Below are 23,763 nucleotides of genomic sequence, written 5' to 3' on the forward strand. Positions count from 1 at the left end.
CTGATCGACGAGAATACGCCGGTCGTGGTCATCGCACCCGACGACGAGCTGTTCGAAAAGACGGCGTCCAATGTCCAGGAAGTCGCGGCGCGCGGCGGCCGTGTGGTGATGATCACCGATGCACCGGACAAGGTTCCAGCGCTGTCCGGGGATGCCGCCAAAGCGTTGAAGGTCATCCGCAATCCGGCCTGCGATCCCTTTATCGCCCCGCTGATCTATTCGGTGCCGATCCAGCTTCTGGCCTACCACACCGCCGTCCATAAGGGCACCGACGTCGACCAGCCGCGCAACCTCGCCAAGTCGGTGACGGTGGAGTAGCTACTCCCTGTCACGCAACCGTTCAGGCCGCTGCGGAATCGGCTGGGCTGGATCAAGGACGATCTTTGTAAGCGATCGACAGGGCGACGACTTCAACACCCGTTGCCCGCCTGAGTCTATCACTCCAAAAATGCAGAGCCTTCCGCGTCAGACGGATCAACATGCGATGCACGTCAGCTTGGGGAATGCATGAGGCAAATCAAATTGACTTAGGACGTGTTTATCAGTTTAACGCAAAGAAGCGCAGTAAATTTTTCCCGGTAGACGACACCGGTAAAGACCAATGCCAACCTGCCTCTAATTCAAATCGACCCGATACACGCTTCCCGATGCATTATGGAAGTATAGCTTTCCGTCTCCGGTAAATTTACGAGATGTAGGAACGCTGTCTAAGATCAAAGTCTTTTTACCGGTCGCAACCTGCCAGGTGTAGAATTTTCCTCCGTCTGAAAAAACAACATACCCTGAGTCGACGCGATAGAGGCCGGGACCAAAGCTGTTGCTTATTTGAGTTGTAAGCCCGCCAATGGAAATTTTGACAGTTCTTTGATTATTTGTCCTGTCTTCCCAAGCCAGTACAGAGCCGTCAAGACCGTAGGTCCCTACTTCCTCCGCATATACAACCTTACCCCCCCCCATCAGCGGCACACCGGCAAGCCGCGTCTCTCCTTCCAGCCATACAACACGGTCTGCAGAGACCTGCGGATAAAGAGACTTTATACTTCCATCGGTGATAGCCGTGATCGTATTATCAACCGATGCCCACTTGTGGATGGCAAACGCTGACGACGTCCAGAAAAACACATCGACGTTCTCTCCAGACACAAGCAAATCATATCCGAAATTACCACTGTGAGCGCGAATTTTAGTAAATGTGTTTGCAGAGATATTGTAGAGAACCAGATCTTCTCCACCTACACCCGAATAAACAGACCAGAGCACGTAGCCGGATTTGGCTATCAAACCACCCTGATGTACCAATGGTGTATAGCCAGGCGCCAGGCTCGACAGGTTCGTGATTGAGCCGTCCGTCGACCACTTATAGGCGCATGAATAAGCTAAACAATCCTCTCCCCGTCCCATGGCGAAAACATAACCATTTTGAATAGTCCAATCCGTGGCGTAAGCCAAAGACCTTGCATCGGCCAGTACAACACTGGAGTTGGTGACGACATTGTGCAAGCGGATCTCTGAATCGCTGCCACTGCGATAAACTATTACATCTCCCGTACCTGCCAGCATTTCCGATTCGATGCCCATCGCAAAAACCTTTTCAGGCCGCGTCGACGATGAGGTCGTAACCGTTATCGTACTGTTTAGGACACTGGACTTGCCTGAGGCATCCATTGCCTGGACACTCAAAGTATACGTTCCGGCCGCCAATCCTGAAATATCATAATTTGTCGTATAATTGCTTTCTGTAGTCTGAAAGATTTGAACATCCTGAAGCTTGACCGTTGTTGTGATCGTTTCGCCCCTGTCAGATGTTGAGGCTCCTTTGATCGACAACGTACCGAACGCAAGATCACCATCCAGTGGTGAGCTGAGCGAAATCCTCGGTGCATTTACAATGAAGAACAGAAAAGACGATGTCACAGTCTGCGCAGCCTTATCGGTAACTGTTAACGTCGCCGAATGAGAACCTGAAGCCAGACCCTGTGTGGAAAATCTGTAACTCGTCAACGACGGGCCCTGGCAAACCTCGCCTTCACGACAACCGTTGCGCATGCTCAATGTCGTGACCGGTCCACCGTCTATTGAAAGGTAGACTGTTGCGATATCCGCGGGCGAGGTCGCCTTAACATAAATCGCTCCGTTCTCGACGAAGTACACCGCGCCGACCCCACCATTTGCAACCTGTACATTGCGGCCAATTTCCAACGTCGTATCGCTAGAAGTCTGTATGCGCGCCATAACAGGGTGTAATCCCTCTGTAGACGTCCCGGTAGACCAATCAAATGAATTGCCAGGACCGGCACCACCATCTCCGATCTTTGTGGAATCCGCATACCATTCGACTTTAGGATAACTAACGCCGCCGCTTAGAGAGACGGTCACGAGTCCAGAAACGGGTTCTGTCTGGTTGATGACAATTTGCGGCAGCGTAACCGGGACATCAGCTATAAGCGTCGTTGCGCCCGATGAGGTCCGCAGCAAAAACGATTGTCCGTCAACGTTCGCATACAACTGATAAACAGCCGTGGATGAAATTGACCGCCGCCACGTCAGACGAAGACCGTTGCCGCCTGCGCCGCCAATCTTTTCCGTTAAGCTGAAACTGCCGTCCGCCTGCTTTGTCCTGACTTCATATGTTGCGGATGCTGGGAAAGTGTCGTTCCACGAAAGCGTAACATCATTATTGACGAGGTTAACAGTTGCCGTCGCGGACGCCGAGAGAGCCTGATTTGAATAATTAGCAGAAGATGATGAACTGCCGGAACCTCCACCGCCAGAATCATTTCCTCCCTTACCTCCACCGCCACATGCCGCAAGAAGCGTAACACAGGCGACAAAAAACATGGTGGCTACCCGGCGCATATCAGTTCTCCCTACCTCTCATATACTCTGTTACCATACGCCTTGTGTCAAATCGCCCCTGCAACAAAAGCGAGTTCAACTATACCGTTATTCGTTGATGGCTCGCTGTCGTCGCAAGTTGTTTCAGAATAAGAAATTCGGGCAAGCGTACATCAGAGAAAGCCTGGATGTAGCCAAGATCGACCTAATACGCAGATGACTAAGGGATCGGAATTTCGCCGATAAGACAACCGAGACGATTAGGCCCAAACTCACAGCTTTTCAATCTCGCCCTTCCTCAAGGCGCGCAAAGCCATCCCTGTCGTTATGAAATAATTACACCGCGAAATCTTTTTTCATTCCTGCGCCGGGATTAGCCCTGTAAAGCGTTTTAGCCCTGTAACTATGAGGCTCCATTTATGTCCAACCGCGTCTTGCTTACTGCCTTCATTGCAGCGGCAACACTTTTTCCCTTGTCTGCCTGTGACAAAAAGGAAGACGAAGGCAATGGCCGGGGCAATCGCGGTACGCAAAGCGTCGGCGTCATGGTGGCGCAGCCGCAGCCCCTCAACCTGACGCAGGAACTGACCGGCCGGACGTCGGCCTGGCTGGTGTCCGAGGTCCGCCCCCAGGTCGGCGGCATCATTAAGGCGCGCGAGTTCACCGAAGGCGCCGTCGTCACGGCCGGGCAGTCGCTCTATCGGATCGATCCGGCGACCTATCAGGCCGATTACGACAGTGCGGTGGCCGCCGAGCAACAGGCCCAGGCCGCCCTGGACGCCGCCCAGCTGCGCTTCGGGCGCGCCCAGCAGCTCATCACCATCAAGGCCATCAGCCAGCAGGACTTCGACGACGCCCGCGCGACCGCGAAGCAGGCCGCAGCCCAGTTGGCCTCGCAGAAGGCCGCCGTCCAGCAGGCAAGGATCGCGCTCGACTATACCCATGTGGCGGCGCCGGTATCGGGCAGGATCGGCCGCTCAACCGTCACCCCGGGCGCGCTGGTCACCGCCAACCAGACGACGCCGCTGGCCACCATCCAAGACCTGTCGAAGGTCTATGTCGATATTACCCAGTCTTCGTCCGAAATGGTCCGGCTGAAGCGCGATATCGCCGCCGGCACGGTCGGCGCCGTCGACCACGCCGACGTCACCCTGACCCTTGATGACGGCTCGGCCTATCCGCTCAAAGGGCGCATCCAGTTTTCCGATGTCAGCGTCGATCCGGCCACCGGCTCGGTGACTCTGCGCGCCGTGTTCGATAATCCCGACGGCCTGCTCCTGCCTGGCATGTTCGTCCGCGCCCGCATCGTCAAGGGCACCGTATCGAACGGCATACTGGTGCCCCAGCCGGCCGTCATCCTCGATCCGAAGGGCGGCGCCAGCGTCATGCTGGCCGGTCCCGACAACAAGGCGCAGAAGCGCGATGTTAAGCTTGGTGAGATGATCGGCAAGGAGTGGCGTATCCTGTCCGGCCTCAATCCCGGCGACAAGGTGATTGTAGATGGCGCCGCCAACGTCAAGGACAAGGGGCCGATCAAACCTCGCGCCGTCACGCCGGCCCCGGCCGCGGAGCAATAAAAGCCCATGTTGTCGCGTTTCTTCATTGACCGGCCGATCTTCGCCTGGGTCATCGCCATTGTCATCATGCTGGCCGGTGCGCTGAGCATTACCCGCCTGCCGGTCGAGCAATATCCCGACATCGCCCTGCCCCAGGTGCGCGTCAATGCCAGCTATCCGGGCGCCTCGGCCAAGACGGTCGAGGACAGCGTCACCCAGATCATCGAACAGGGCATGATCGGGCTCGACCGCCTGAAATACATGACGGCCTCCTCGTCGGACAACGGCGGCGCCAACGTCACCCTGGTCTTCGAAGCCGGCACCGATATCGACGTCGCCCAGGTTCAGGTCCAGAACCAGATCCAGTCGGTCATCAACCGGTTGCCGCAGGACGTGCAGGCCCAGGGCGTGCGCGTCAACAAGGCGTCGAACAACATGCTGATGGTCTTTTCGCTGTATTCGACCGACGGCTCGCTGACCAATGCCGACCTCGGCGACTATCTGGTGTCGAACATCCAGGACACGCTGGGCCGCGTCGACGGCGTCGGCGAAACCAATGTCTTCGGCTCGGGCTACGCCATGCGCATCTGGCTCGATCCCGGCAAGCTGGCCGGCTTCAACCTGACGCCCGCCGACGTGGTCACAGCCATTCGCGCCCAGAACGCTCAGGTCTCGGCTGGCCAGCTGGCGGCCCAGCCGGCGACCGACGACGTCGCATTGAACGCTACCATCACTTCGCAATCGCGGCTGACCTCGCCTCAGGAATTCGCCAACATCATCCTGAAAAGCGACGCCACGGGCGCCACCGTCTATTTGCGCGACGTCGCCCGCGTCGAGCTGGGCCAGCAGAACTATGAATCGTTCAGCAAGATCAACGGCAAGCCTGCCAGCGGCATCGCCATCAGCCTGGCGACCGGCGCCAATGCGCTCAAAACCGCTGAACTGGTCAAGGCCAAGATGGCGGAGCTGGCCGAAAGCTTTCCTTCGAACATCGATTACGCCATTCCCAATGACTCGACCGACTTCATCAAGCTGTCGATCAAGGAAGTCATCAAGACGCTGGTCGAGGCCATCCTCCTTGTCTTCGTTGTCATGTACCTCTTCCTGCAAAGCTGGCGCGCGACCCTGATCCCGACCATCGCCGTGCCGGTCGTGCTGCTCGGCACGATGGGGATACTTGCCGCCTTCGGCTTCTCCATCAACCTTCTGACAATGTTCGGCCTGGTTCTGGCCATCGGCCTGCTGGTCGATGACGCCATCGTCGTCGTCGAAAACGTCGAACGCGTGATGCATGAAGAGGGCTTGTCCCCCAAGGAAGCGACGCGCAAGTCGATGGACGAGATCACCGGCGCACTGATCGGCATCGGCCTGGTGCTGGCCGCCATGTTCGTGCCCATGGCCTTCTTCGGCGGCACGCAGGGCATCATCTACCGCCAGTTTTCGATCACCATCGTGTCAGCCATGGCCCTGTCGGTCGTCGTGGCCCTGGTCCTGACCCCACCCCTGTGCGCCACCCTGCTCAAGCCGATCGACCACGAAAAGAAGGCCAAACGCAAGAACCTGTTCGACCGCTTCTTCGGCGGTTTCAACAAGGGCTTCGAGGTGACCGCCAACCGTTACCGCGGTGGGATCGGCGCCATGATCGCCAAGCCCATCCGCTACCTAGTCATCTACGGTGCGGTCATCGTCGCCTGCGGACTGATGTTCCGCATCCTGCCGACCTCCTTCCTGCCCGAGGAGGACCAGGGCATCGTGCAGACCATCGTCCAGTTGCCGCCCGGCACGCCAACCCAGGAGACGCGGAAGATCATCGACAAGGTCGGCGCCTATCTCGAGACCGACCCGACCGCACGATACATCTTTGCCCGGACCGGCGGCTCGCAGAACCAGGGTCAGGTCTCGATCCGCATGAAGCCGTTCGAGGAGCGCAAGACCGAGAACATGCGCGTGCCGGCCGTCATCGAACGCGCCCGCAAGGAGTTCGCCAAGCCTATATATGGCGGCGCGCGCATCATTCCGACCCAGCCGCCCGTCGTGCGCTCGCTCGGCGACGCATCGGGCTTCTCCTTTGTCATCAAGGACGTCGGCGGCGTCGGCCCGGCAGCGCTTCTGCAGGCGCGCAACGACTTCATCAAGCGCGCGGAAGAGGATCCACGTGTCGGCTCGGTACGTTCCGGCGGCCAGGATGTGACCCCGCAGCTTAAAGTGGATATCGACAAGACCGCAGCCGGCGCCATGGGCGTCAATGTCTCCGACATCAACGCCATGCTCAGCGCCGCCTGGGGCGGGTCCTATGTAAACGACTTTATCGACCGCGGCCGCGTCAAGCGCGTCTACGTCCAGGCCGACGCACCCTACCGCATGCGGCCGGACGATCTGAGCCGCTGGTATGTCCGCAACCGCGAAAGCCAGATGGTGCCATTTTCGGCTTTTGGGTCGTCGCGGTGGACGACCGGTACGCCGTCGCTGGAACGCTATCAGGGCTCGCCCTCGACCGGCGTCCAGGGCATGCCCGCCGATGGCGTGTCGTCGGGTGACGCCATGACCGCCGTCGAGGAACTGGCGCGCGACTTGCCCCAGGGCACTGCGATCGAGTGGACGGGCATTTCGCTGCAGGAACGCGAGTCGGGCGCCCAGGCCCCTGCCCTCTACGCGCTTTCGATCCTGGTCGTCTTCCTGCTGCTGGCGGCGCTGTACGAAAGCTGGACCATACCTTTCGCCGTCATCCTGGTCATTCCGCTGAGCGTCCTGGGGGCGCTGCTGGCCACATGGGCGCGCGGGCTCGACAACGATATTTTCTTCCAGGTCGGCCTGCTGACCACGATCGGCCTGTCGTCGAAGAACGCCATCCTGATCGTCGAATATGCCCGCCTGCTGCATCAGGAGCGTGGCATGACCCTGCTCAACGCCACGCTGGAAGCCGCGCGCATCCGCCTGCGGCCCATCCTGATGACCTCGTTCGCCTTCGTCTTCGGCGTCCTGCCCATGGCCCTGTCCGCCGGCGCCGGCTCGGGGGCCCAGCGCGCCATCGGCACCGGCCTGATCGGCGGCGTCCTGGCCGCGACCTTCCTGGCCATCTTCTTCGTGCCGTTGTTCTTCATACTGGTCCAGCGCCTGTTCAAGCACGACAACCTGCCCCAGGACATCGAAGCCAAAAAGGGAGTGAAGGCATGACCAAGGCCCTTGTCTCCCTGATGACCCTGTCATTGGCCTTGTCGGCCTGTACGATGGCGCCTACCTACGAGCGTTCGGCCCTGCCCGTCGCCGCGGAGTGGCCGACAGCCGCACCACTGCCTGCCACCGGCAGCCTGAAATGGCGCGACCTGTTCACCGACCCGGCGCTGCAGGGCACGATCCAGCTGGCGCTCGACAATAACCGCGACCTGCGCGTCGCTGCGCTCAACATCGAACGTGCCCGTGCACTTTACCGCATCCAGCGCGCCGATCTTCTGCCGACGCTCGATGCCTCTGCCGGCGGCAACCGCTCGCACAGCGATACTGCCGGCAACAGCGACACCTATTCGGCGGACCTCAACCTCGACTGGGAACTCGACCTGTTCGGACGTATCCGGTCGCTCAACCGCGCCGCCCTGGAGGACTTCCTGGCGACGCAAGAGACCCGCAAGGCCGTCGCGATCTCGTTGATCGCCGACACGGCCGACGCCTGGCTGACCCTGGCCGCCGACCAGGACCTGCTGGCCATTACGCGCCAGACCTTTGCCGCGCGTAGGGACGCCTACGACATCGCGCAGGGCCGCGCACGCCTGGGCGCCATCGACGACCTGGAACTGAATCAGGCGCGCGTCCAGTTTGAAGAAGCGCGCGAGGATATTGCCAATATCGAAACCCAGATCGACCAGGACAAGGCGGCTCTCACCCTGCTGGCTGGCGCGCCCCTGCCCGGCAATCTGCTGCCGGCCGCCTTGCACGACCAGGCGGTGACCGCCTCGCTGCCTGTCGGTGTTCCGTCGGACGTCCTGCTCAACCGCCCAGACGTGCTGGCGGCCGAGCACGACCTCAAGGCCGCCAACGCCAATATCGGCGCCGCGCGCGCAGCCTTCTTCCCCAGCATATCGCTGACCGGATCAGCCGACTCCGCCAGCAACGCCCTGGGTGACCTGTTTTCCAACGGCACCAATAGCTACTCCTATGGCGTGCGCCTGAACCTGCCGATCTTCTCCGGCGGCGCCAACCGGGCGGGCCTCAGAAGCGTCCAGGTCAATCGCGACATTGCCCTGGCGCAATATGAAAAGGCGATCCAATCCGCCTTCACTGACGTCTCACAGGCCTTGGCGGTGCGCGCGCGCATCGATGAGCGTCTGTCGGCGCGCCAGGCCGCGACCGACGCCGCCCAGCGCAGCCTGACCTTGAGCCAGGCGCGTTATCGGAATGGCGCGGACAGCTATCTCGTGCTGCTCGATGCCCAGCGGACCCTCTATGGATCACAGCAAAGCTTGGTCAATCTCCGGCTGGCAAAGGCATCGAACCTGGTGGCGCTTTATCGCAGTGTGGCCGACACCGGCGGCGTGGACTGAATTCAGGAATTTATGACCCGGCAAAAAATTAAAACTTGCCTCATATAAAGACATCTTTATATGATTATGAGTTGCCAGCCGAGGGTTTCGTCATGCGTCCGTCCTATATCTTCACTTCCGAAAGTGTTTCCGAGGGCCATCCCGACAAGGTCGCCGATCGCATTTCGGATGTTGTGGTCGATGCTTTCCTGAGCCGGGATTCCGAGGCGCGCGTGGCCTGCGAAACGCTGGTCACCACCAATCGCATCGTTCTGGCGGGCGAAGTCCGCGCCGATGATGACCAAATTAGCGACATTATTGGCGGACTTGAAGACAAGGTTCGTCGCGCCGTCAAGGAGATCGGCTACGCTCAGAAGGGCTTCCACTGGGCGACCGCCGACTATGCCTGCCACCTGCATGCGCAATCCGCCGACATCGCTATGGGCGTTGACGCCGGCAGCAACAAGGACGAAGGCGCCGGCGACCAGGGCATCATGTTCGGCTATGCGACCGACGAAACGGCGGAGCTGACTCCGGCACCGCTGCAGTGGTCGCATAATATCCTGCACCGGCTGGCCGAAGCGCGTCATGACGGCGAGCATAACCTCGAACCTGACGCCAAGAGTCAAGTCACCGTCCAGTACGAAAACGGCGTACCCAGCCGAATCCTGAAGATCCTGGTCTCGCATCAGCACAAGGACGGCCTGACTCCCAAGGATGTCGAGGCCATTGTCAAGCCTTACGCTCTCGAAGCCCTGCCGCAAGGCCTGGTAAGCGCGGATACCGAATGGCTTGTCAACCCGACCGGTAACTTCGTCATTGGCGGCCCAGACGGCGACGCCGGCCTGACCGGCCGCAAGATTATCGTCGATACATATGGCGGCGCCGCGCCGCATGGCGGCGGCGCATTCTCAGGCAAGGACCCGACCAAGGTGGACCGTTCCGCGGCCTATGCTTTGCGCTACCTCGCAAAGAATGTCGTTGCGGCGGGACTTGCGAAGAAATGCACGTTGCAGGTCTCCTACGCCATCGGCGTGGCCCGCCCCCTGTCCTTCTATGTAGATACCCATGGCACTAGCCAGGTTGACGTCGAAAAGCTGGAGAAGGTCCTGCCGGAACTGATCGGCGGCCTGACACCCAGGTCCATTCGCCTGCATCTGGGCCTCAACCGCCCGATCTATGAGCGCACGGCAGCCTACGGGCACTTCGGTCGCACGCCAGACGCTGAAGGTGGCTTCTCGTGGGAAAATACCGATCTGGTCGCAACCCTGAAATCGGAATTCGGCGCATAGTCCTTCGCCGGACGATTCAGGCGTAGCACGGACGACTGAAGGCGCAGTTGTTGCTGTCCAGAGCGGTGACGCCCGGGATCAGTGAAAAATATTGAGATAGGTTCATATGTGCCCAGAGGTCGGTCTTTCGGGCCGTGGGGCCGAGGCATTGTGTCATTCCTGGCAGTACGAACCGCCAGCGGTCGTCGTCGGGTTCGGGACGGCGGGCCACTTCAACCACGGCAAGGCCAATAGCCGCGGGGATGTATAGAACAATCCCGCACACCGCCAGCGCCGCGCTTTGAATACCCTGTCCAATCCGTTGTGCAATACGCATGATAGACTCCGTAAAGCCGTATCATGGCATGCCGTCATTATGGCTTCAGTCGGCATTTTGGTTAAGAAACCAAAGAAGCCGTAAAGGCGTGTCCTGACGCTGGACGAAGCGGCGAACTGTGTTACGCTTTGCCGGCAACATGAGGGGGGATAGCCATGCCGGCCTTCGATATCGGAACCGTGTTCAGCCGCTTCATCAGGCTTGTTGGTGAGAATTTCGCCATCATTGCCGCGCTGGGGTTTATCGGCGTCATCCTGCCGTCGGTCGTCGTGGCCTACGGCGTGACCTCCATGCTGGGCGGCCTGATCGGCGCGGCCAACCCCGCCGACGCCTATCTCGGCATGTTCACAGGTACGAATATGGGGATCTCTTTCGGCAGCGGCCTGCTGCTGTTCGTCCTCAACCTGATCATCCTGTCGATGATCACCGAGGTGACCATATTGCGCGCCATCGGAAAGCCGGTGGACGTCGGCACGATATTCGGTCACGCCCTGCGCAACATCCTGCCCCTGCTCGCCATCTCCATCCTGGTGGGCATCATGGTCGTCCTGGGATTCATTGCCCTCATCATCCCCGGTATCTTCCTGGGACTGGCGACGTGCGTGGCGGTCCCCGCCTATGTCGGTGAGCCCGCACGCGGTATAACCGGCAGCATCTCGCGAAGCTTCGAACTGACCAAGGGCCGTCGCTGGTGGCTGCTGCTGATCTTCATTGTCCTGGGCATCGGGGCCATGGTCATCGGCGGGACGATCAGCTCGATGGCCATGCCCTTCATGTTCACCCCAGGCACGACACCGGATGCCGCCAGCATGGGCACGGCCATGATGCCCTATATGCTGGTCAATGCCGCCGTTGACGGCGTGATTCGCGTCCTCGGTACGGTTCTTGTCGCCGCCATCTATGTCTGCCTGCGCGAAACCCGCGAGAGGCTGACGCCGGAAACGACCGCGGAAGTCTTTAACTAAGCGCCGGATCGTGCTTATCCTTGCGGCGCCGGCCCAGCAGCATCCGGGCTTCGAGGTGGGCGCGCAGGGCACTGTAATAGGCGCGCAGGAAGTCTTCGTCGCGCGGAACATCGGCCGGATTCTTCGGTTCCTGCCAGCCGATGCGCGCCTTGATCTTGTCGGCGACGGCCTTCATTACGGGGACCTTGCGTTCCCGCAGCACCTGCTCAAGCACGCCCAGCTCCATCTCGCCATAGGCCAGTTGCGCCGCCGTGAAGGTCAGCCCGAGGCGACGGTCGCTGTCGAGATCGGCCAGGTCGTAGCTGAGCTTGGCACGCGGCATGTGGACGACGCGCGTGCCGGCGAAATAGTCGCCCAACCGCGCGTGCTGGCGATTGAACAGCGGCAGCAACAATACGCCCAGCGCCCATATCAGCGCCAGCCAGCCCAGGGAATTCTGCGCGGCCATCCCAGCGCCCGCCAGGGTCAATGGCAGGTAAAGCTCAACCTCTCGCATGGCGTTGCGGGTAAATACCGCCGCCGGTGTCAGACGCCCGCCGTCGTGAGCGATGACCCTTAGCTTCATCAGGCGCTTGCCCGGCGTCGCCGCCTTGGGCCCCATTTCGAAGAACATGAAATAGCCCGAGCGCAGAAAGAACATGAGGGCGATGATGGCGATCTGGAAAATCGCCGATGCCGTCGTATCGCTGTTCATCTGGTCACCCGGCAGGATGACCCAGGCGATGAAGATCACTATCGGGGCCAGGACTACGATGATGAGGTCGATGATCAGGGCGCCCAGGCGCTCACCGAAGCTGGCGTTGATGAACGGCAGGACGACGCCTTCGGGCGTGACGATTTCCGTCGCCGTGCGGCCGTATTCGCCATAGGGCGCATCGCTCATCAGGTCGCGCCGGGCCTTATGCGTCTCAGCCATCGGTCTTGGCCTTCCTGCCCACCATAAGGAAGTAGGCCAGCCACAGGACCAGCATGACAGCGCCGACGGCAATGCGGACCAAGCTGTCGGTTATGGTCTGGCGGCCTATGCCTTCCAGGCAGCCCGCGACCGTCAGCATCAGGGCGACCCCGATCATGACCGTGCCCGTCAGGCGGCCGGCCTGGCTCAAGGACGCCATGCGCGTCGCCTCGCCCGGGAACATCAGCCGCCGGCCGATGTGGAAACCACAGGCGCCAGCTATGATGATAGCGAACAGCTCGGTCGTACCGTGGATGGTCAGCCAGGCGCCGAACTCGAACCCCAACCCCTTGCGCGCGAACAGCCACAGCATGGCGCCCAGGCTTATGCCGTTCTGGATCAGCAGCATCAGGGTCGGCAGGCCGAATATTGCGCCAAGCGCAAAGCACATGATCGACACCTGGGTATTGTGCGTCATGAGAAAGACCGCAAAGGGCGACAGGGCCGTGTCCTTGGGTCCGCTGCCCAGCGTCTCGCGCAGCGACTGCGCCGAAGCCGACAGGTCGCGGCCATCGGCCTGAGACGCGGGCACAAAGACGTCGTACCAGCTCGAGTCGCCGGCGCACAGGAGCCAGCCGATCAGTATGCCCGCCATCAGCGCCGCGAAGGCCAGCCACAGCTCCGTCGTCAGCCTGCGCACGCTTTGCGGCCACGCCTTGCCGAAGAAGTCGGCCGGCACGTCCTTGAGGCGTGAATGCGGGCCGTAGATATAGACATAGGCCCTGGCGCTCAGCGATTGCAGGTAGACGACCATGTTGCGGTCGAGCGAGATCGCCATGGCCATGCTGAGCGACGACATGGCCTGGCGGTAAAGCACCGGAAGGTTCAGAAGCTCGTCGATCGAGAAGCCGCCAAGCCCCTGGCGTTCGGCGCGGTCGAGCGCTCCATTGAGCGCGCGCCAGTCACCCTCGCGCGCTTCGCGGAACTTCTGGCTCTTGAGCTGAAGCGCAGGCTTGGACTGTGGAGTCCTGGACGCTGGGCTTTGGGACGCTGGATCTGGATCGGCCATGGCCTCCCTCCCCTACAACCGGTCGGCGCGCTTCAGCGCCAGGTATTTGGTGACGATGGCGGTTGCCAGGCCTTCGGTCGGCGCCTCCAGGACCTCGACGCCCTGGCGCCGCAGCTGGGTCAGGACGCGGTCGCGCTGGAGCGACAGGCGCTTGGCGAATACGGCGCGCGTCACGTCCTCTGGCTGGTCCGGCCGGCGCGCGATCAGACCGTCGACGACCTCGTCCTTGAAGGCGACGAACATGACGAGATGCTTCTTCGACAGGCGGTTCAGCGCCTCCAGCATCAGGTCGGCCGAGATTTCGTCGATGAAGTCAGTGAACAGGATGATCAGCGACCGTCTCGCCACCTTCGCATTGAGGTCGGCGAGCGCCAGCGTGTGGTTCGATTCATCCTCGCTGTCCTCAAGCGCCGACAACTGGCCTTTGAGAATTTCGAACGCCTTGGTGCCCGAAATCATGGGGGCGGCGTGATAGGGCCGTGATGAGAAGGCAAAGGTGCGGATATTGTCGCCGATCCTGAGAGCACAGTAGCCCAGCAGCAGGCCGGCATAGATGGCGCGGTCGAGGCGTTTCAGGCCGTGCAGCGGCTCGCCCATCAGCCGGCCGGTGTCATAGACCAGGACGATATGGTGGTTGCGTTCGGCCTGGTATTCGCGGCTGTAGAGTTTCATGTGCCGGGCGGACGAGCGCCAGTCGATGCGGCGATGGTCCTGCGAGGCGTCGTATTCGCGCAGCGCGTGGTATTCGGAACCATTGTGCAACTGGTTCTGGATGCGGACACCATAGATGTTGTCCATCGAGAACAGATCCGAAGCATCCTGCTCAACGCCCTTGAGGTCCGGGGTGACGACGACATGTCCGTCGATCCGGACCGCCTTCTGGACGTCGACCAGGCCGAGATAGCCTTGCCAGCGCACCCACGCCTTGTCGATGTCTCCGCGTCCACGCGTCCGCGCGTCGAGATGCAGACGGCCGCTGAAGCCCTCCGCCGTCCTGTCGAGCGTCCGGTCGTAGGGCGATCCGGCCAGTATCGTGTTCAGCCCCAGCCGGACTTCCAGCCTGGCCGGTTGCCTGGCCTTGGCGAAGCGGACGGAAAAGGGCACGGTCACGGCGCGGCCAACGCCGACCGTCCGCGGCAGGCGCATGACGATCGCAAGCCCCTGCCCCACCGGCGCGAAGACGCCGTCCAGGACGGCCAGGACAAACACCGCCAGCAGCACGACCGGCACCCACGGCCAGGCGTGCGGCGCGAAGAGACCCACCGCGATCGCGGCGGGCAGGCCGAGAGCGAGCAAAACCAGCAGGCGTGTCGTGGGCGAGATGGACAAGGTCAGAGGCTCAGCGCGGGATCTCGATGGTCTCGAGCAGGGTCTGCAGGACGCCGTCGACGTTCAGGCCCTCGATTTCGGCCGAGGGCGACAGCAGCACGCGGTGGCGCATGCAGGGCTTGTAGAGCGTCTTGATGTCGTCGGGCAGCACATAGTCGCGGCCATCGAGTACGGCGTAGGCGCGCGCGGCGCGCGCCAGCAGGGCCCCGGCACGCGGCGATGCCCCTACCGACAGCTGCGCCGTTTCGCGCGTCGCCCGGATGAGCGCGACGATATAGTCGAGATTGGCGTCGTTGAGCCGGATGGCCGCCACTGTATCGATGGCCTCGGTCAGGGCCGCCGGCGTCAGGACGGCCGTGATGCCGGCGGTCGCCGGATCGGGTGAGGCGGAAGCATTGCCGGAGGTTTCGATGATCCGGCGTTCCTCCTCCTGGCTGGGATAGCCCAGGATGTGCTTGAACAGGAAGCGGTCGAGCTGGGCTTCAGGCAGCGGATAGGTGCCCTGCTGCTCGATCGGGTTCTGGGTGGCGATGACGGTGAAGTGCGCGCCCAGGTCATGGCGCACACCGTCAAGCGTCACGTGGCGCTCCTGCATGGCTTCCAGCAGGGCGGCCTGGGTCTTGGGCGGCGTCCGGTTGATTTCGTCGGCCAGCAGGAGGTCGCAGAAGATCGGCCCCTTGCTCAATGAAAACGCCGACGTCTGGAAGTTGAACAGGTTCGAACCCAGCACGTCACCCGGCAGCATGTCCGGTGTGAACTGGATCCGGCCGTAGCGCAACGACAGCGATTGGGCGAAGGTGCGCGCCAGCAGGGTCTTGGCCGTGCCCGGCGGGCCTTCCAGCAGCATGTGGCCGCCCGAGAACAGGGCGGTCAGCATGAGGTCGAGCGTGTCCTTCTGGCCGACGATGACCTTGCCGATTTCGTCGCGCAGGCGTTGGGCCAGGGTATGAATGTCACTTATGTGCACGTTCGATCTCCGATCTTCCAATCTGTTCCTTCCAGGCATGCAGCCGTCGCGCGTAGTCGATCAGCTGATGCACGGTCAGAAGTTTGTCGGCGCCTGCCTTGAGGTCCGTATATGTATCCGAAGCACCGTAAAGCCGGCCGATGCGATCCGCCAGGTCGTCCGGCGCCTGCTGAAGGTTGCTTAAGCCATGCCCCCTCGCCTTCAGCACCTCGTCGCGCACCAGCTGGGCGTAGGCGGGCCCCAGCTTTGCTTCCTTGACGGCGATGGCCATGATACGCGCGGCATTGTCGGCCAGAACCTTTACCCCGCGTCCCAGCGCCGGGCCCTCCGCCACGGGCAAGGGCGGACCGAAGCGGCTGAACGCCGCCCAGGTCAGGCCCAGGCCCAGCAGGATCAGGCTTAACGACAGACCCAGATAGGGCGGACGGCTGAGGGCATGCAGCAGGTCGCGGTCGACCGACAGATTGTTGAAGGTCAGGTTGAACACCACGGATGGGCGCGCTTTCGCCGGCGCCAGGGCCTGGATAATGCCGAGCGCGGCGATGACCTTTTTCGGGTCGGCCAGGATCTGGTTATTCAGCAGGTCGGGATCGCTGACCAGATAGACGGGGGCGATGGGTTGTGCGCGTCCCTGGGTGACCGAGACCTTTGATATCAGCGCCTCTCCGTTAGGTCCGACCAGGACCGGCGTCAGGTTGGGGCCCGTGATCGACTGAAGATCGGTGATCGTACCCACCGCGAGCGGTGTGCGAAACACCGTCTGTCCCGCCGCGCCCTGGACGGTAATCGGTCCCGCCAGGCGCGAATGGCGGATGGTGTAGACCGGGACGTCGTAGGTCAGCAGAGTCTGGCCGTCGTCATAGACCTCCTTGCCGGCCGGGGCCGTCGTCCGGACCCATTGCGCGTTCTCATCGTCTTCGTCGTAGTCCGCGTTCGGTGACGGACTGGAGGCAACGGGCGACAGGACCATCAGCATCCGGCGGAGGACGTGTTCGGGATAGGGTTGCGGATCGCTGCCCCAGCGTGGCTTGCCGCGCGCCGGCCCCGATACCCACTTCGGCGCGACGACGATGACGACCTTGCCCAGCGGCTTATAGAGAATGTGGTCGGCACGGCGTTTTTCCGGGACATTCGCCTCCGTTGGCTGTTCCTCGGCCTGTGAGGAGGCGGACGCCGACGACGTCTCGGAGGAAGACGAGGACGATGCCGATCGCATTCGCCGTATTGCGCCCAAGCCATCATGATTAAGCGTGATGATCTCGATATCGGCGTGCAGGGCCTGCGCCCCCTCCCCGCCGTCCTCGAAACGGTTGCTCGACACGGCATGGCCCTGGCGCAGCAACAATCGCTTCAGGCCCTGATAGCCCTGCGCCGCCGTCGAGGTTGGCAGGGACGACGGCCCGCTTTCCGGATCCGCACCCACCGAGAACATGGCGACGGCCACCATGCCGAACATCGACAGGCACAGGATCAGGACCACGGCCGGCAGCCAGCGCCGCGCCTCGGGGACCGTCAGTTTCGGCAGGACAAAGCCGGGCATCAGGCAATTCCTTCCGCGGCGACAAAGTCGACATAGGCCTGGCGGCAGGCGTCAAAGCCTGCCTGGCCTACGGAAAGACCAGCAAAATAACTCTTTTCCACCCACTCAACGATGCTGCGGAAGGCCGGTCGCGCCGCTTCGGGCAATAGCGGGTGGGTAAGAATGTCGCGTGACGAATAGTGCGGGCGCACCATGTCCGGCCGGAAGGCATTGATGTCGGCCACCGAGCGCACCAGCAGCAGGTGGATGGCCTCGTCGTAGCGCCCCTCCCCCGCCAGGGCGTCGATATCGCTCAATATAGCCACCACGGCCGCTCGCGATGGCCGCCAGGCCGTGTCGGCACGCAGATGGTCACGGGCGATCAGCCGCTCGAACCGTGTGGTCAGGAACAGGCGCACGACCGGCGACAGCAGCAGCAGAATGACGGCCAGGCCAAGCGCATATAAAAGATAGGGCAGGACCGGCGCGATCGGTGCAAACAGGTCGCTGGCGCCTTTGAAGAAGCTGCCAAACCCTTCCGCCAGCTTGCGCCAGAATTCGGCGACCGCTGGATCGGGCTTGGGCGTGTGGGCGAACGAGGTTTGGATATCCTTGTCGGCATTGATCGCCTGAATCAGCTTGCGCGCCTCTTCGACAGTCATGCCGGACTTCGGGGCGGACGCGAGGGCGTTGCCGGTCTGAGCCTGCACACTCGCTGCCTGAAGGCCGGAAGCTGACACGATGACGGAATCCCCTTCAGGTCGTACACACCGGTCCCCTTCCGGCATGTTTGGCCAACTTAAGGGCCACTTATTAACAGCGTCAATAGCCGCCGCATTTATTGTGATTCCCTAAGGTCGCACACTCCGGCACTGTAATGCGCGCGGGCCCGGCCCTTCTTTAAGGCCAGGGCCCGCAGGCGCTCCGAAAGTAACAACACACCGCTTTTCGCTTAAGAGTCTTTTATAAGAATCCTTAAGTAAGTTAAGGCGGGTTAATTCGTCTTTTTTATTATCGTTTTCAATTGGTTGATGCGGCGGGCAGTGTGCGATACCCCGTGTTTCAGTGGGTGTTCCCCCGCACCCGCGGCGGGTGTTCCCCCGATAGCGAAGTGGGCAATCCCCCGAGCATCACGGCGACGCAATGGGACTTATCCACAATTTTACCCACAGATGTACGTGCGATGTTCGCCTGGCCTTAGGTGTGTGATCCCCCGACGGTTACTCTCAAGCCCGTCTGAACAGCCCTTCGCGCGGCTTTTGGCTATTATCTGTCAGGCAGGCGCCCGGTAAGTCAGGTGTGCGATCCCCCGAAGACCGGGCCAAAAGGACATTTGATGGTCGCTTTGGCGAATCGGGTGTGTGATCCCCCGATGATTCGGGGTCGCTATCCCCCTCTCCTGCCTTGTTAATAAAGGGATCAGACCGCGAACGAGGTGTGCGATCCCCCGATAGATCACGCCTATGCAGGGGCCGCGGTTTTCGTGCCGGCCTTGGGCTTTGCCGGGGTTTTCCGCACCATTTTCTGAGGCTTGGCCGGTGGCGGAAGGCCGTCGCGGGCATTGAGGTGCGCCAGTTCTGCCGTTACCGCCCCTTCCAGGGCGGCCATGCGACTGATGACGAACAGGGCTGGCGAGCCATCCTGGGTGGTGGTCAGTTTCAGGTCGTATTCCGGCAGCTGATTGCGCTCGACCACCTTGCGCAGCATGCGGTTGAACTCTTTCGGTGGGCTGTCGGACCCGGTCTTGGTGTGCAATACCTCGATACGGCACAGCCAGCCTTCGGGTTGCACACCGGCGTGCTTGCGGGCGATGCGGTAGAGCGAGCGTTCCAGCCCACCCGTGAGCAGGAAGTAGTCGCCGTGCATGGTCAGCAGCGAGCGGTCGCCGACAATGCCTTCATAAACCCAGTTCGACAGCGTCAGGGTCATGCCGCGCGGCTGGCCGGTCGCCTGGTCGATTTCCAGCGTCCAGCCGTCGAGCCAGCCGAACTGGGCCTCGGTCCGCCGGGTGGGCGCGCGCAAGGAGGTGCGGATGGAGGTGGTTTCGAGCCTCTGAAGCGCCGCCTGAAGCTCCTGATAGGCCTTGCCGCCGGTGTCGCGCTTGATGGCACGCAGCAGGTCGTACGTCGTCGTCCGCAGCGTCCGGGGCAGATCGTTCACACCCTGGCTCTTCATTCGCGCCAGGGCCGACGCCGCCCAAATGAGGATGTCGGCGTCCCAGATGGTCGCCATGCCGTAGGCCGGCATGGCTTCGACCTTGACCCAGACCTCGCCGTCGGGCGATTTGTATTCGATGGGCTTGAGCCGCTTGCGCTTCTGGAGCGAGAAGAACGGCCGTTCCATGGTCTCGCGCTGATCCTTCAGCGACACATCGTGCAGCAGCGGGATAAACAGGTCGAGTTCGGCGTTCGGGTCGCGACGGCGGGTCATAACGCGTCAGCCTGTCATGATTCCTTCGCAGGCAGGAGTCAATTGTTGGGCGTGTGGACACGTCCGGTGTGTGGACGGGTAGGTCTGCAGGGGTCGCGGACCCCTGCACCCCGACACTCGGTAGTGATTACTTGCTTCAATAACAAAAAGCCGGGCCCGAAAGATGGCCCGGCTTTTTGTTATTGAAACGATTAAACGCTGTCGCGTTCCGAGGTGCAGGAGGCCGTGCCTCCTGCAAGCCTTAACGTTCCCCCATCGGATGCTTCCCATATTTATGAAGAATGGCGTCGAGCCCCTCCCCTATCAGCGCCTGCACCGTCGTGTCGCGTTCGACCGCCAGCAGCTTGACGGCCTTTGCCATCTGCGGGCTGAAATAGCCGGCGATCATAGTCTTGCCGTCACGCGCCTTGGGCGCGGCATCGGCCACCGGCGGCGGCGCCACGACGGCGACGGGCTTCGGCTTGACGCGCGGCGCCTGGACGACAGTCGAGGGCTCGGGCGCGGCTTCGCGGGCGATGATGGCGGCGGGCTGGACCTGGGGACCGGCGACGGCGGCCAGGCGTTCAGCGAGACTCGGGCGGGCGTTGGACTTGCTCATGCGGCACCTTTAAGCGGCTCGTTCGTAACTTTTTGTGGAGTGGTTGGCATGTCCAGGCGTCCACACACCCACGTGTAGAGCTTCTGGACCTCATCGGCGGCCTTGCCGGCCGGCTCGAATTCGGCCGCCGTCTGGCCGTTGATGACGGCGTGACGCAACGCTGCGCGGTCGACCAGACACACCGGCGCGATGTTCAGGTTGAGCGAATGGATGACTGTCGCCACCTCTTCGATCAGGGCATTGGCGCGCGCCGGCACGGCATTCAGCAGCACGCTGGCGGGCTTCTGGGCGACGCGGACCAGCTCGGCCGTGGTCTTGATGGCGTGCAGATCGAAGGCCGAGGCGCGCGTCGGAATCAGCACCAGGTCGGCGATCTTGGCCGCGGCGACGGCGGCGGAATCGGCAGCCGGCGGTGAATCAAGGATCACCAGGTCGACCCCCATCTTGTCGGCTTCCTTGATCGTGGCGGCCAGACGGGCATGAGGTGCTGCGACCACGACCGGATTTTCGGCGGCGCCCTCCCCGCTTCCGGCGTTGCGCCAGTCCGACCACTGCGCGGCCGTGGCTTGCGGATCGAGGTCGATAATGGCGACGCTGTAACCGGCGGAGGCCGCGGCGACGGCGATGTGAACGGCGATGGTCGTCTTGCCGACGCCGCCCTTCTGCGAAACAATAGCCAGTGTTTTCATAGGCTTACTACCTTCCAACTGCCGGACCCGAGGACCGTTCAAGGTGTGGACACGCCAAAACGTAAAGGACTATGCCTAACGCATTGTTAAGATGCGGACGCATTGACCCGCCAATATGTGGATAATCCTGCCCGCCCGCGCGCCCGCCTTCCTGCAAGCCGGCGGGTGGAAAATCCTGCGCGCGGCCATGCGGAGCTGACGACGGATCGTCACACCAACATGTGGGCATGCCCTCGCCTCGTCATCGCGGCGTGTGGACACGTCTGTCTGTTGACCGGCACGCCAGCCGACGTGCGGCCCTGCGGGCATATGGACCTGTCCCTGTGCGCGCCTGTCCTCGCGTCCGGTATCCGACACTTCTACATGCGGATGGGTCGAAACGCCGGAAAGGGGGCGGGCGGGCAGGTGGTTACGCTGACAGGTGGATAGGCCGGCTTGCGGACATGCATGCATCCGCGACACGAAGACACGCCGTCGTCCCGGCACGCGGACGAATGGGCAGGACTACAGGTGGGCTGATTGGGTTAACCAAGGGTTAAGGAGCCGCGTGGCGGATCCGGCCAGCAAGGGGAGGGGGCACTTGCGTGACTGAAGCTTAAGTGTTTCAAATGTGAAAATTTGCGCCGTCTGGCGCTTTGACTTGCGGAAACCTGATGCGGCGTACCCACGGAATGAGCCTGACCTTCGGGTTGCTGGAAACCCTCGGACAATCCATTGTCGCGGGTGAGTACGACAATTCGCCGTTTCCGACCGAAGCCGAGCTGGCGGTTAGATATTCGGCCAGTCGCACCGTGGCGCGCGAAGCCGTCAAGATGCTGGCGGCCAAGGGGCTTCTGACTTCGCGCCCGCGCCAGGGCACGCGTGTCGAGCCGGTGACGCACTGGAACCTGCTGGATCCTGACGTCACGCGATGGATGACCGAGCGCCCGTTCACTTCGAAAGTCTATCGCGACTATACCGAGGTACGGCTGGCCATCGAGCCGATCGCGGCATTGCTGGCGGCGAAGAGGGCCTCCCAGGCGGACCTGCGCGCCATCCGCAGCGCGCTTCAGACCATGGCGGATCAGGCCCATCACCACGACCTGGCCTTGCTGGCCGATATCGACTTCCACGTCGCCATATTGAAGGCGTCGGGCAATCCGTTCCTGATCCAGCTCAAGGAACTGATCCATACTGCGCTGACCATTTCGATCGGGCTGACCAACCGGATCGCTGGCCATACCGCTGATATCGGCGATCATGCCGCCGTGCTGACGGCGATCGAACGTGGCGACAGCGGTGCAGCCGAGACAGCCATGCGGCATCTTATTTCCGAATCTCTGGAATTTATCGACTCGATGCCAGAGTAGGATTTGGGCCGGACTGAAAGGGCAGGGGAGGGGAAAAGACGGCCTGTCCGCGTGTCCTGCACGAAGACGTGTCCACATGCCGTCTTGCCTGCATGTGTGATAGCGCTATCATGTGGCAAACAATATGGAGGGAATGATGAGCCAGTTCGATATCAGCCGCCGCGGCCTGCTTATGGCCGCCGGCGCCATGCCGTTTGTGGGATCGGCTTGCGCCGCCACGCCATCGGACAAGCCGGCGCGCTGGGCCATGGTGGGCCTGGGCTCGTTTGCCGTGGGTCAGATCATGCCCACCTTCGCGCACACGAAACACTCGAAAATGACTGCCTTCGTCTCCGGCACGCCGTCGAAGCTGCAGGAGCAGGGCGCCAAGTACGGCGTCACTCACCACTACAGCTACGACAATTTCGATGACATTGCCGGGAACGCCGAAATCGACTGCGTCTACATCCTGCTGCCGCCGGGCCTGCACGCCGAATACACCATCCGTGCGCTCAAGGCCGGCAAGCACGTCCTGTGCGAAAAGCCGATGGCGTCGACCGCCGCCGAATGCGAGGCCATGGTCGCGGCCGCCAAGGCGGCCAATCGCCAGTTGGGCGTCGGCTACCGCGTCCATTTCGAGCCGAACAATGTCGAGGCCCTGAAGCGCTTCAAGGCCGGCGAGGTCGGTGCGCTGAAGCACGTGTCGGGGAAGGCGGGCTTTGAGATCAATCCGAACTACGGTCCGCACAAATGGCGCCTGGACAAGGAGATCGGGGGAGGGGGCTCGATGTACGATATCGGCATCTATGCCCTGAATGGCGGGCTGATGTTCGTCGATGAGGCGCCCCAAAGCGTCTCGGCCGTCTATACCTACGACAGGAACGACCCGCGCTTTGCCGAGGTCGAGGGCGGCGTCGACTGGAAGATCAACTTCGCATCGGGTCTGAAGGTTGAAGGCCAGTCCTTCTATACCGGCTCATATGTCACGCGGCAGGTCGTGGACGGCGCGGGAGGACAGATCGTGCTCGACCCGGCTTCATCCTATGACGGCGTGAAAGCAAGCCTCCAGAAGGCTGGTGCTGCCTCCCAGGCCATATCCGCGGGCGAGTCTCGCCAGCAGTTCGCCGCTCAGATCGATGGCTTCTCGCTGGCGGCGCTCGGCAATACCCCGCACCGGACGCCGGGCGAGATGGGCTGGCGCGACCTGCGGCTGATCGAGGCTATCTACCGCAGCGCGGACAATGGCGGGCAGACGGTGAAAGTTTAACCCGTCTAAGGCCCCCTTCCGTCGCGGCGCAAACGCCGCGCCACCTTCCCGTGAACGGGGAAGGAATACAAATCATTGAGATAGCTGTTTTTACTGGAAATTGTTGGTTAGCCTCTAACAAGTCTTCCTTCCCCGTTCACGGGGAAGGTGGCATTTGCGAAGCAAATGACGGAAGGGGGATACCGTCAGCATAG

The 23,763-nt window shown here is 61.8% G+C and carries 19 protein-coding genes; 8 read left to right on the forward strand and 11 right to left on the reverse strand.

The window, feature by feature from the left end:
• A partial coding sequence (locus tag J2X24_RS18145; RefSeq protein WP_209721984.1) for an SIS domain-containing protein occupies positions 1 to 318 on the forward strand: 318 nt, incomplete at its 5' end.
• Positions 319 to 615: 297 nt separating this feature from the next.
• On the opposite strand, the gene J2X24_RS18150 is transcribed toward J2X24_RS18145, so the two are convergent.
• Positions 616 to 2,856 (reverse strand): hypothetical protein, encoded by a 2,241-nt coding sequence (locus J2X24_RS18150; RefSeq protein WP_209724743.1) that lies wholly within the window; start codon positions 2,854 to 2,856, stop codon positions 616 to 618.
• A 398-nt stretch (positions 2,857 to 3,254) separates the two neighbouring features.
• Between J2X24_RS18150 and J2X24_RS18155 the strand changes: the two genes are divergently transcribed.
• From J2X24_RS18155 to metK, 4 genes are all read left to right on the forward strand, one after another.
• Positions 3,255 to 4,412 (forward strand): efflux RND transporter periplasmic adaptor subunit, encoded by a 1,158-nt coding sequence (locus J2X24_RS18155; RefSeq protein ID WP_209724745.1) that lies wholly within the window; start codon positions 3,255 to 3,257, stop codon positions 4,410 to 4,412.
• Between the two features lie 6 nt (positions 4,413 to 4,418).
• On the forward strand, positions 4,419 to 7,565 hold the full coding sequence (locus tag J2X24_RS18160) for an efflux RND transporter permease subunit (RefSeq protein ID WP_281064978.1): 3,147 nt from the start codon (positions 4,419 to 4,421) through the stop codon (positions 7,563 to 7,565).
• Positions 7,562 to 8,926 (forward strand): efflux transporter outer membrane subunit, encoded by a 1,365-nt coding sequence (locus J2X24_RS18165; RefSeq protein WP_209724747.1) that lies wholly within the window; start codon positions 7,562 to 7,564, stop codon positions 8,924 to 8,926. Before J2X24_RS18160 ends, J2X24_RS18165 begins: the two co-directional genes overlap by 4 nt.
• Positions 8,927 to 9,018: 92 nt before the next feature.
• Positions 9,019 to 10,197 carry a methionine adenosyltransferase gene (metK, locus tag J2X24_RS18170; RefSeq protein WP_209724749.1) on the forward strand — a complete coding sequence of 393 codons (1,179 nt, stop codon included), beginning with the start codon at positions 9,019 to 9,021 and terminating at the stop codon, positions 10,195 to 10,197.
• 16 nt (positions 10,198 to 10,213) lie between these two features.
• Here the strand turns inward: metK and J2X24_RS18175 are convergent, their stop codons facing one another.
• A complete protein-coding gene (locus tag J2X24_RS18175; protein WP_209724751.1) occupies positions 10,214 to 10,513 on the reverse strand; it encodes a hypothetical protein in 300 nt (99 codons plus the stop codon).
• A gap of 155 nt (positions 10,514 to 10,668) precedes the next feature.
• On the opposite strand from J2X24_RS18175, the gene J2X24_RS18180 reads away from it, so the two are divergent.
• On the forward strand, positions 10,669 to 11,478 hold the full coding sequence (locus tag J2X24_RS18180; RefSeq protein WP_209724753.1) for a hypothetical protein: 810 nt from the start codon (positions 10,669 to 10,671) through the stop codon (positions 11,476 to 11,478).
• Here J2X24_RS18180 and J2X24_RS18185 read toward each other — a convergent pair.
• From J2X24_RS18185 to J2X24_RS18225, 9 genes are all read right to left on the reverse strand, one after another.
• Positions 11,471 to 12,394, reverse strand: coding sequence for an RDD family protein (locus tag J2X24_RS18185; RefSeq protein WP_209724755.1), 924 nt, complete (start codon positions 12,392 to 12,394; stop codon positions 11,471 to 11,473). The two genes, J2X24_RS18180 and J2X24_RS18185, sit on opposite strands and share 8 nt — an antisense overlap.
• Complete coding sequence (locus tag J2X24_RS18190) at positions 12,387 to 13,442, reverse strand: stage II sporulation protein M (RefSeq protein WP_209724757.1); 1,056 nt, start codon at positions 13,440 to 13,442, stop codon at positions 12,387 to 12,389. The genes J2X24_RS18185 and J2X24_RS18190 overlap by 8 nt, the downstream gene beginning before the upstream one ends.
• A 12-nt stretch (positions 13,443 to 13,454) precedes the next feature.
• A complete protein-coding gene (locus tag J2X24_RS18195) occupies positions 13,455 to 14,771 on the reverse strand; it encodes a DUF58 domain-containing protein (protein WP_245344932.1) in 1,317 nt (438 codons plus the stop codon).
• A 10-nt stretch (positions 14,772 to 14,781) separates the two neighbouring features.
• Entirely contained in the window at positions 14,782 to 15,738 is a 957-nt protein-coding gene (locus J2X24_RS18200) for an AAA family ATPase (protein ID WP_209724760.1), read from the reverse strand.
• Positions 15,725 to 17,278, reverse strand: coding sequence for a hypothetical protein (locus J2X24_RS18205; RefSeq protein ID WP_209724762.1), 1,554 nt, complete (start codon positions 17,276 to 17,278; stop codon positions 15,725 to 15,727). The genes J2X24_RS18200 and J2X24_RS18205 overlap by 14 nt, the downstream gene beginning before the upstream one ends.
• Positions 17,278 to 17,997, reverse strand: coding sequence for a hypothetical protein (locus tag J2X24_RS18210; protein WP_209724764.1), 720 nt, complete (start codon positions 17,995 to 17,997; stop codon positions 17,278 to 17,280). Before J2X24_RS18210 ends, J2X24_RS18205 begins: the two co-directional genes overlap by 1 nt.
• A gap of 721 nt (positions 17,998 to 18,718) precedes the next feature.
• Positions 18,719 to 19,687, reverse strand: coding sequence for a replication initiator protein A (locus J2X24_RS18215; RefSeq protein ID WP_209724766.1), 969 nt, complete (start codon positions 19,685 to 19,687; stop codon positions 18,719 to 18,721).
• A gap of 241 nt (positions 19,688 to 19,928) precedes the next feature.
• A complete protein-coding gene (locus tag J2X24_RS18220; protein WP_209724768.1) occupies positions 19,929 to 20,285 on the reverse strand; it encodes a ribbon-helix-helix domain-containing protein in 357 nt (118 codons plus the stop codon).
• Entirely contained in the window at positions 20,282 to 20,974 is a 693-nt protein-coding gene (locus J2X24_RS18225; protein WP_209724770.1) for an AAA family ATPase, read from the reverse strand. Before J2X24_RS18225 ends, J2X24_RS18220 begins: the two co-directional genes overlap by 4 nt.
• A gap of 653 nt (positions 20,975 to 21,627) precedes the next feature.
• Here J2X24_RS18225 and J2X24_RS18230 point away from each other — a divergent pair.
• Both J2X24_RS18230 and J2X24_RS18235 read left to right on the forward strand, forming a co-directional pair.
• Positions 21,628 to 22,323, forward strand: a complete 696-nt coding sequence (locus J2X24_RS18230; protein ID WP_209724772.1) for a FadR/GntR family transcriptional regulator — start codon at positions 21,628 to 21,630, stop codon at positions 22,321 to 22,323.
• A gap of 136 nt (positions 22,324 to 22,459) precedes the next feature.
• Positions 22,460 to 23,569 carry a Gfo/Idh/MocA family protein gene (locus J2X24_RS18235; RefSeq protein WP_209724774.1) on the forward strand — a complete coding sequence of 370 codons (1,110 nt, stop codon included), beginning with the start codon at positions 22,460 to 22,462 and terminating at the stop codon, positions 23,567 to 23,569.
• The last annotated feature ends 194 nt before the right edge of the window (positions 23,570 to 23,763 follow it).

The organism is Asticcacaulis solisilvae (assembly GCF_017875235.1).
Classification (GTDB): domain Bacteria; phylum Pseudomonadota; class Alphaproteobacteria; order Caulobacterales; family Caulobacteraceae; genus Asticcacaulis; species Asticcacaulis solisilvae_A.

Excerpts from the sequence above, each read along its gene's own strand:
- J2X24_RS18150 (WP_209724743.1), bottom strand. The coding sequence starts at position 2,856 with ATGCGCCGGGTAGCCACCATGTTTTTTGTCGCCTGTGTTACGCTTCTT.
- J2X24_RS18215 (WP_209724766.1), bottom strand. The coding sequence starts at position 19,687 with ATGACCCGCCGTCGCGACCCGAACGCCGAACTCGACCTGTTTATCCCG.
- J2X24_RS18155 (WP_209724745.1), top strand. The coding sequence starts at position 3,255 with ATGTCCAACCGCGTCTTGCTTACTGCCTTCATTGCAGCGGCAACACTT.
- J2X24_RS18230 (WP_209724772.1), top strand. The coding sequence starts at position 21,628 with ATGCGGCGTACCCACGGAATGAGCCTGACCTTCGGGTTGCTGGAAACC.
- J2X24_RS18160 (WP_281064978.1), top strand. The coding sequence starts at position 4,419 with ATGTTGTCGCGTTTCTTCATTGACCGGCCGATCTTCGCCTGGGTCATC.
- J2X24_RS18190 (WP_209724757.1), bottom strand. The coding sequence starts at position 13,442 with ATGGCCGATCCAGATCCAGCGTCCCAAAGCCCAGCGTCCAGGACTCCA.
- J2X24_RS18175 (WP_209724751.1), bottom strand. The coding sequence starts at position 10,513 with ATGCGTATTGCACAACGGATTGGACAGGGTATTCAAAGCGCGGCGCTG.
- metK (WP_209724749.1), top strand. The coding sequence starts at position 9,019 with ATGCGTCCGTCCTATATCTTCACTTCCGAAAGTGTTTCCGAGGGCCAT.
- J2X24_RS18185 (WP_209724755.1), bottom strand. The coding sequence starts at position 12,394 with ATGGCTGAGACGCATAAGGCCCGGCGCGACCTGATGAGCGATGCGCCC.
- J2X24_RS18220 (WP_209724768.1), bottom strand. The coding sequence starts at position 20,285 with ATGAGCAAGTCCAACGCCCGCCCGAGTCTCGCTGAACGCCTGGCCGCC.
- J2X24_RS18180 (WP_209724753.1), top strand. The coding sequence starts at position 10,669 with ATGCCGGCCTTCGATATCGGAACCGTGTTCAGCCGCTTCATCAGGCTT.
- J2X24_RS18235 (WP_209724774.1), top strand. The coding sequence starts at position 22,460 with ATGAGCCAGTTCGATATCAGCCGCCGCGGCCTGCTTATGGCCGCCGGC.
- J2X24_RS18205 (WP_209724762.1), bottom strand. The coding sequence starts at position 17,278 with ATGCCCGGCTTTGTCCTGCCGAAACTGACGGTCCCCGAGGCGCGGCGC.
- J2X24_RS18165 (WP_209724747.1), top strand. The coding sequence starts at position 7,562 with ATGACCAAGGCCCTTGTCTCCCTGATGACCCTGTCATTGGCCTTGTCG.
- J2X24_RS18225 (WP_209724770.1), bottom strand. The coding sequence starts at position 20,974 with ATGAAAACACTGGCTATTGTTTCGCAGAAGGGCGGCGTCGGCAAGACG.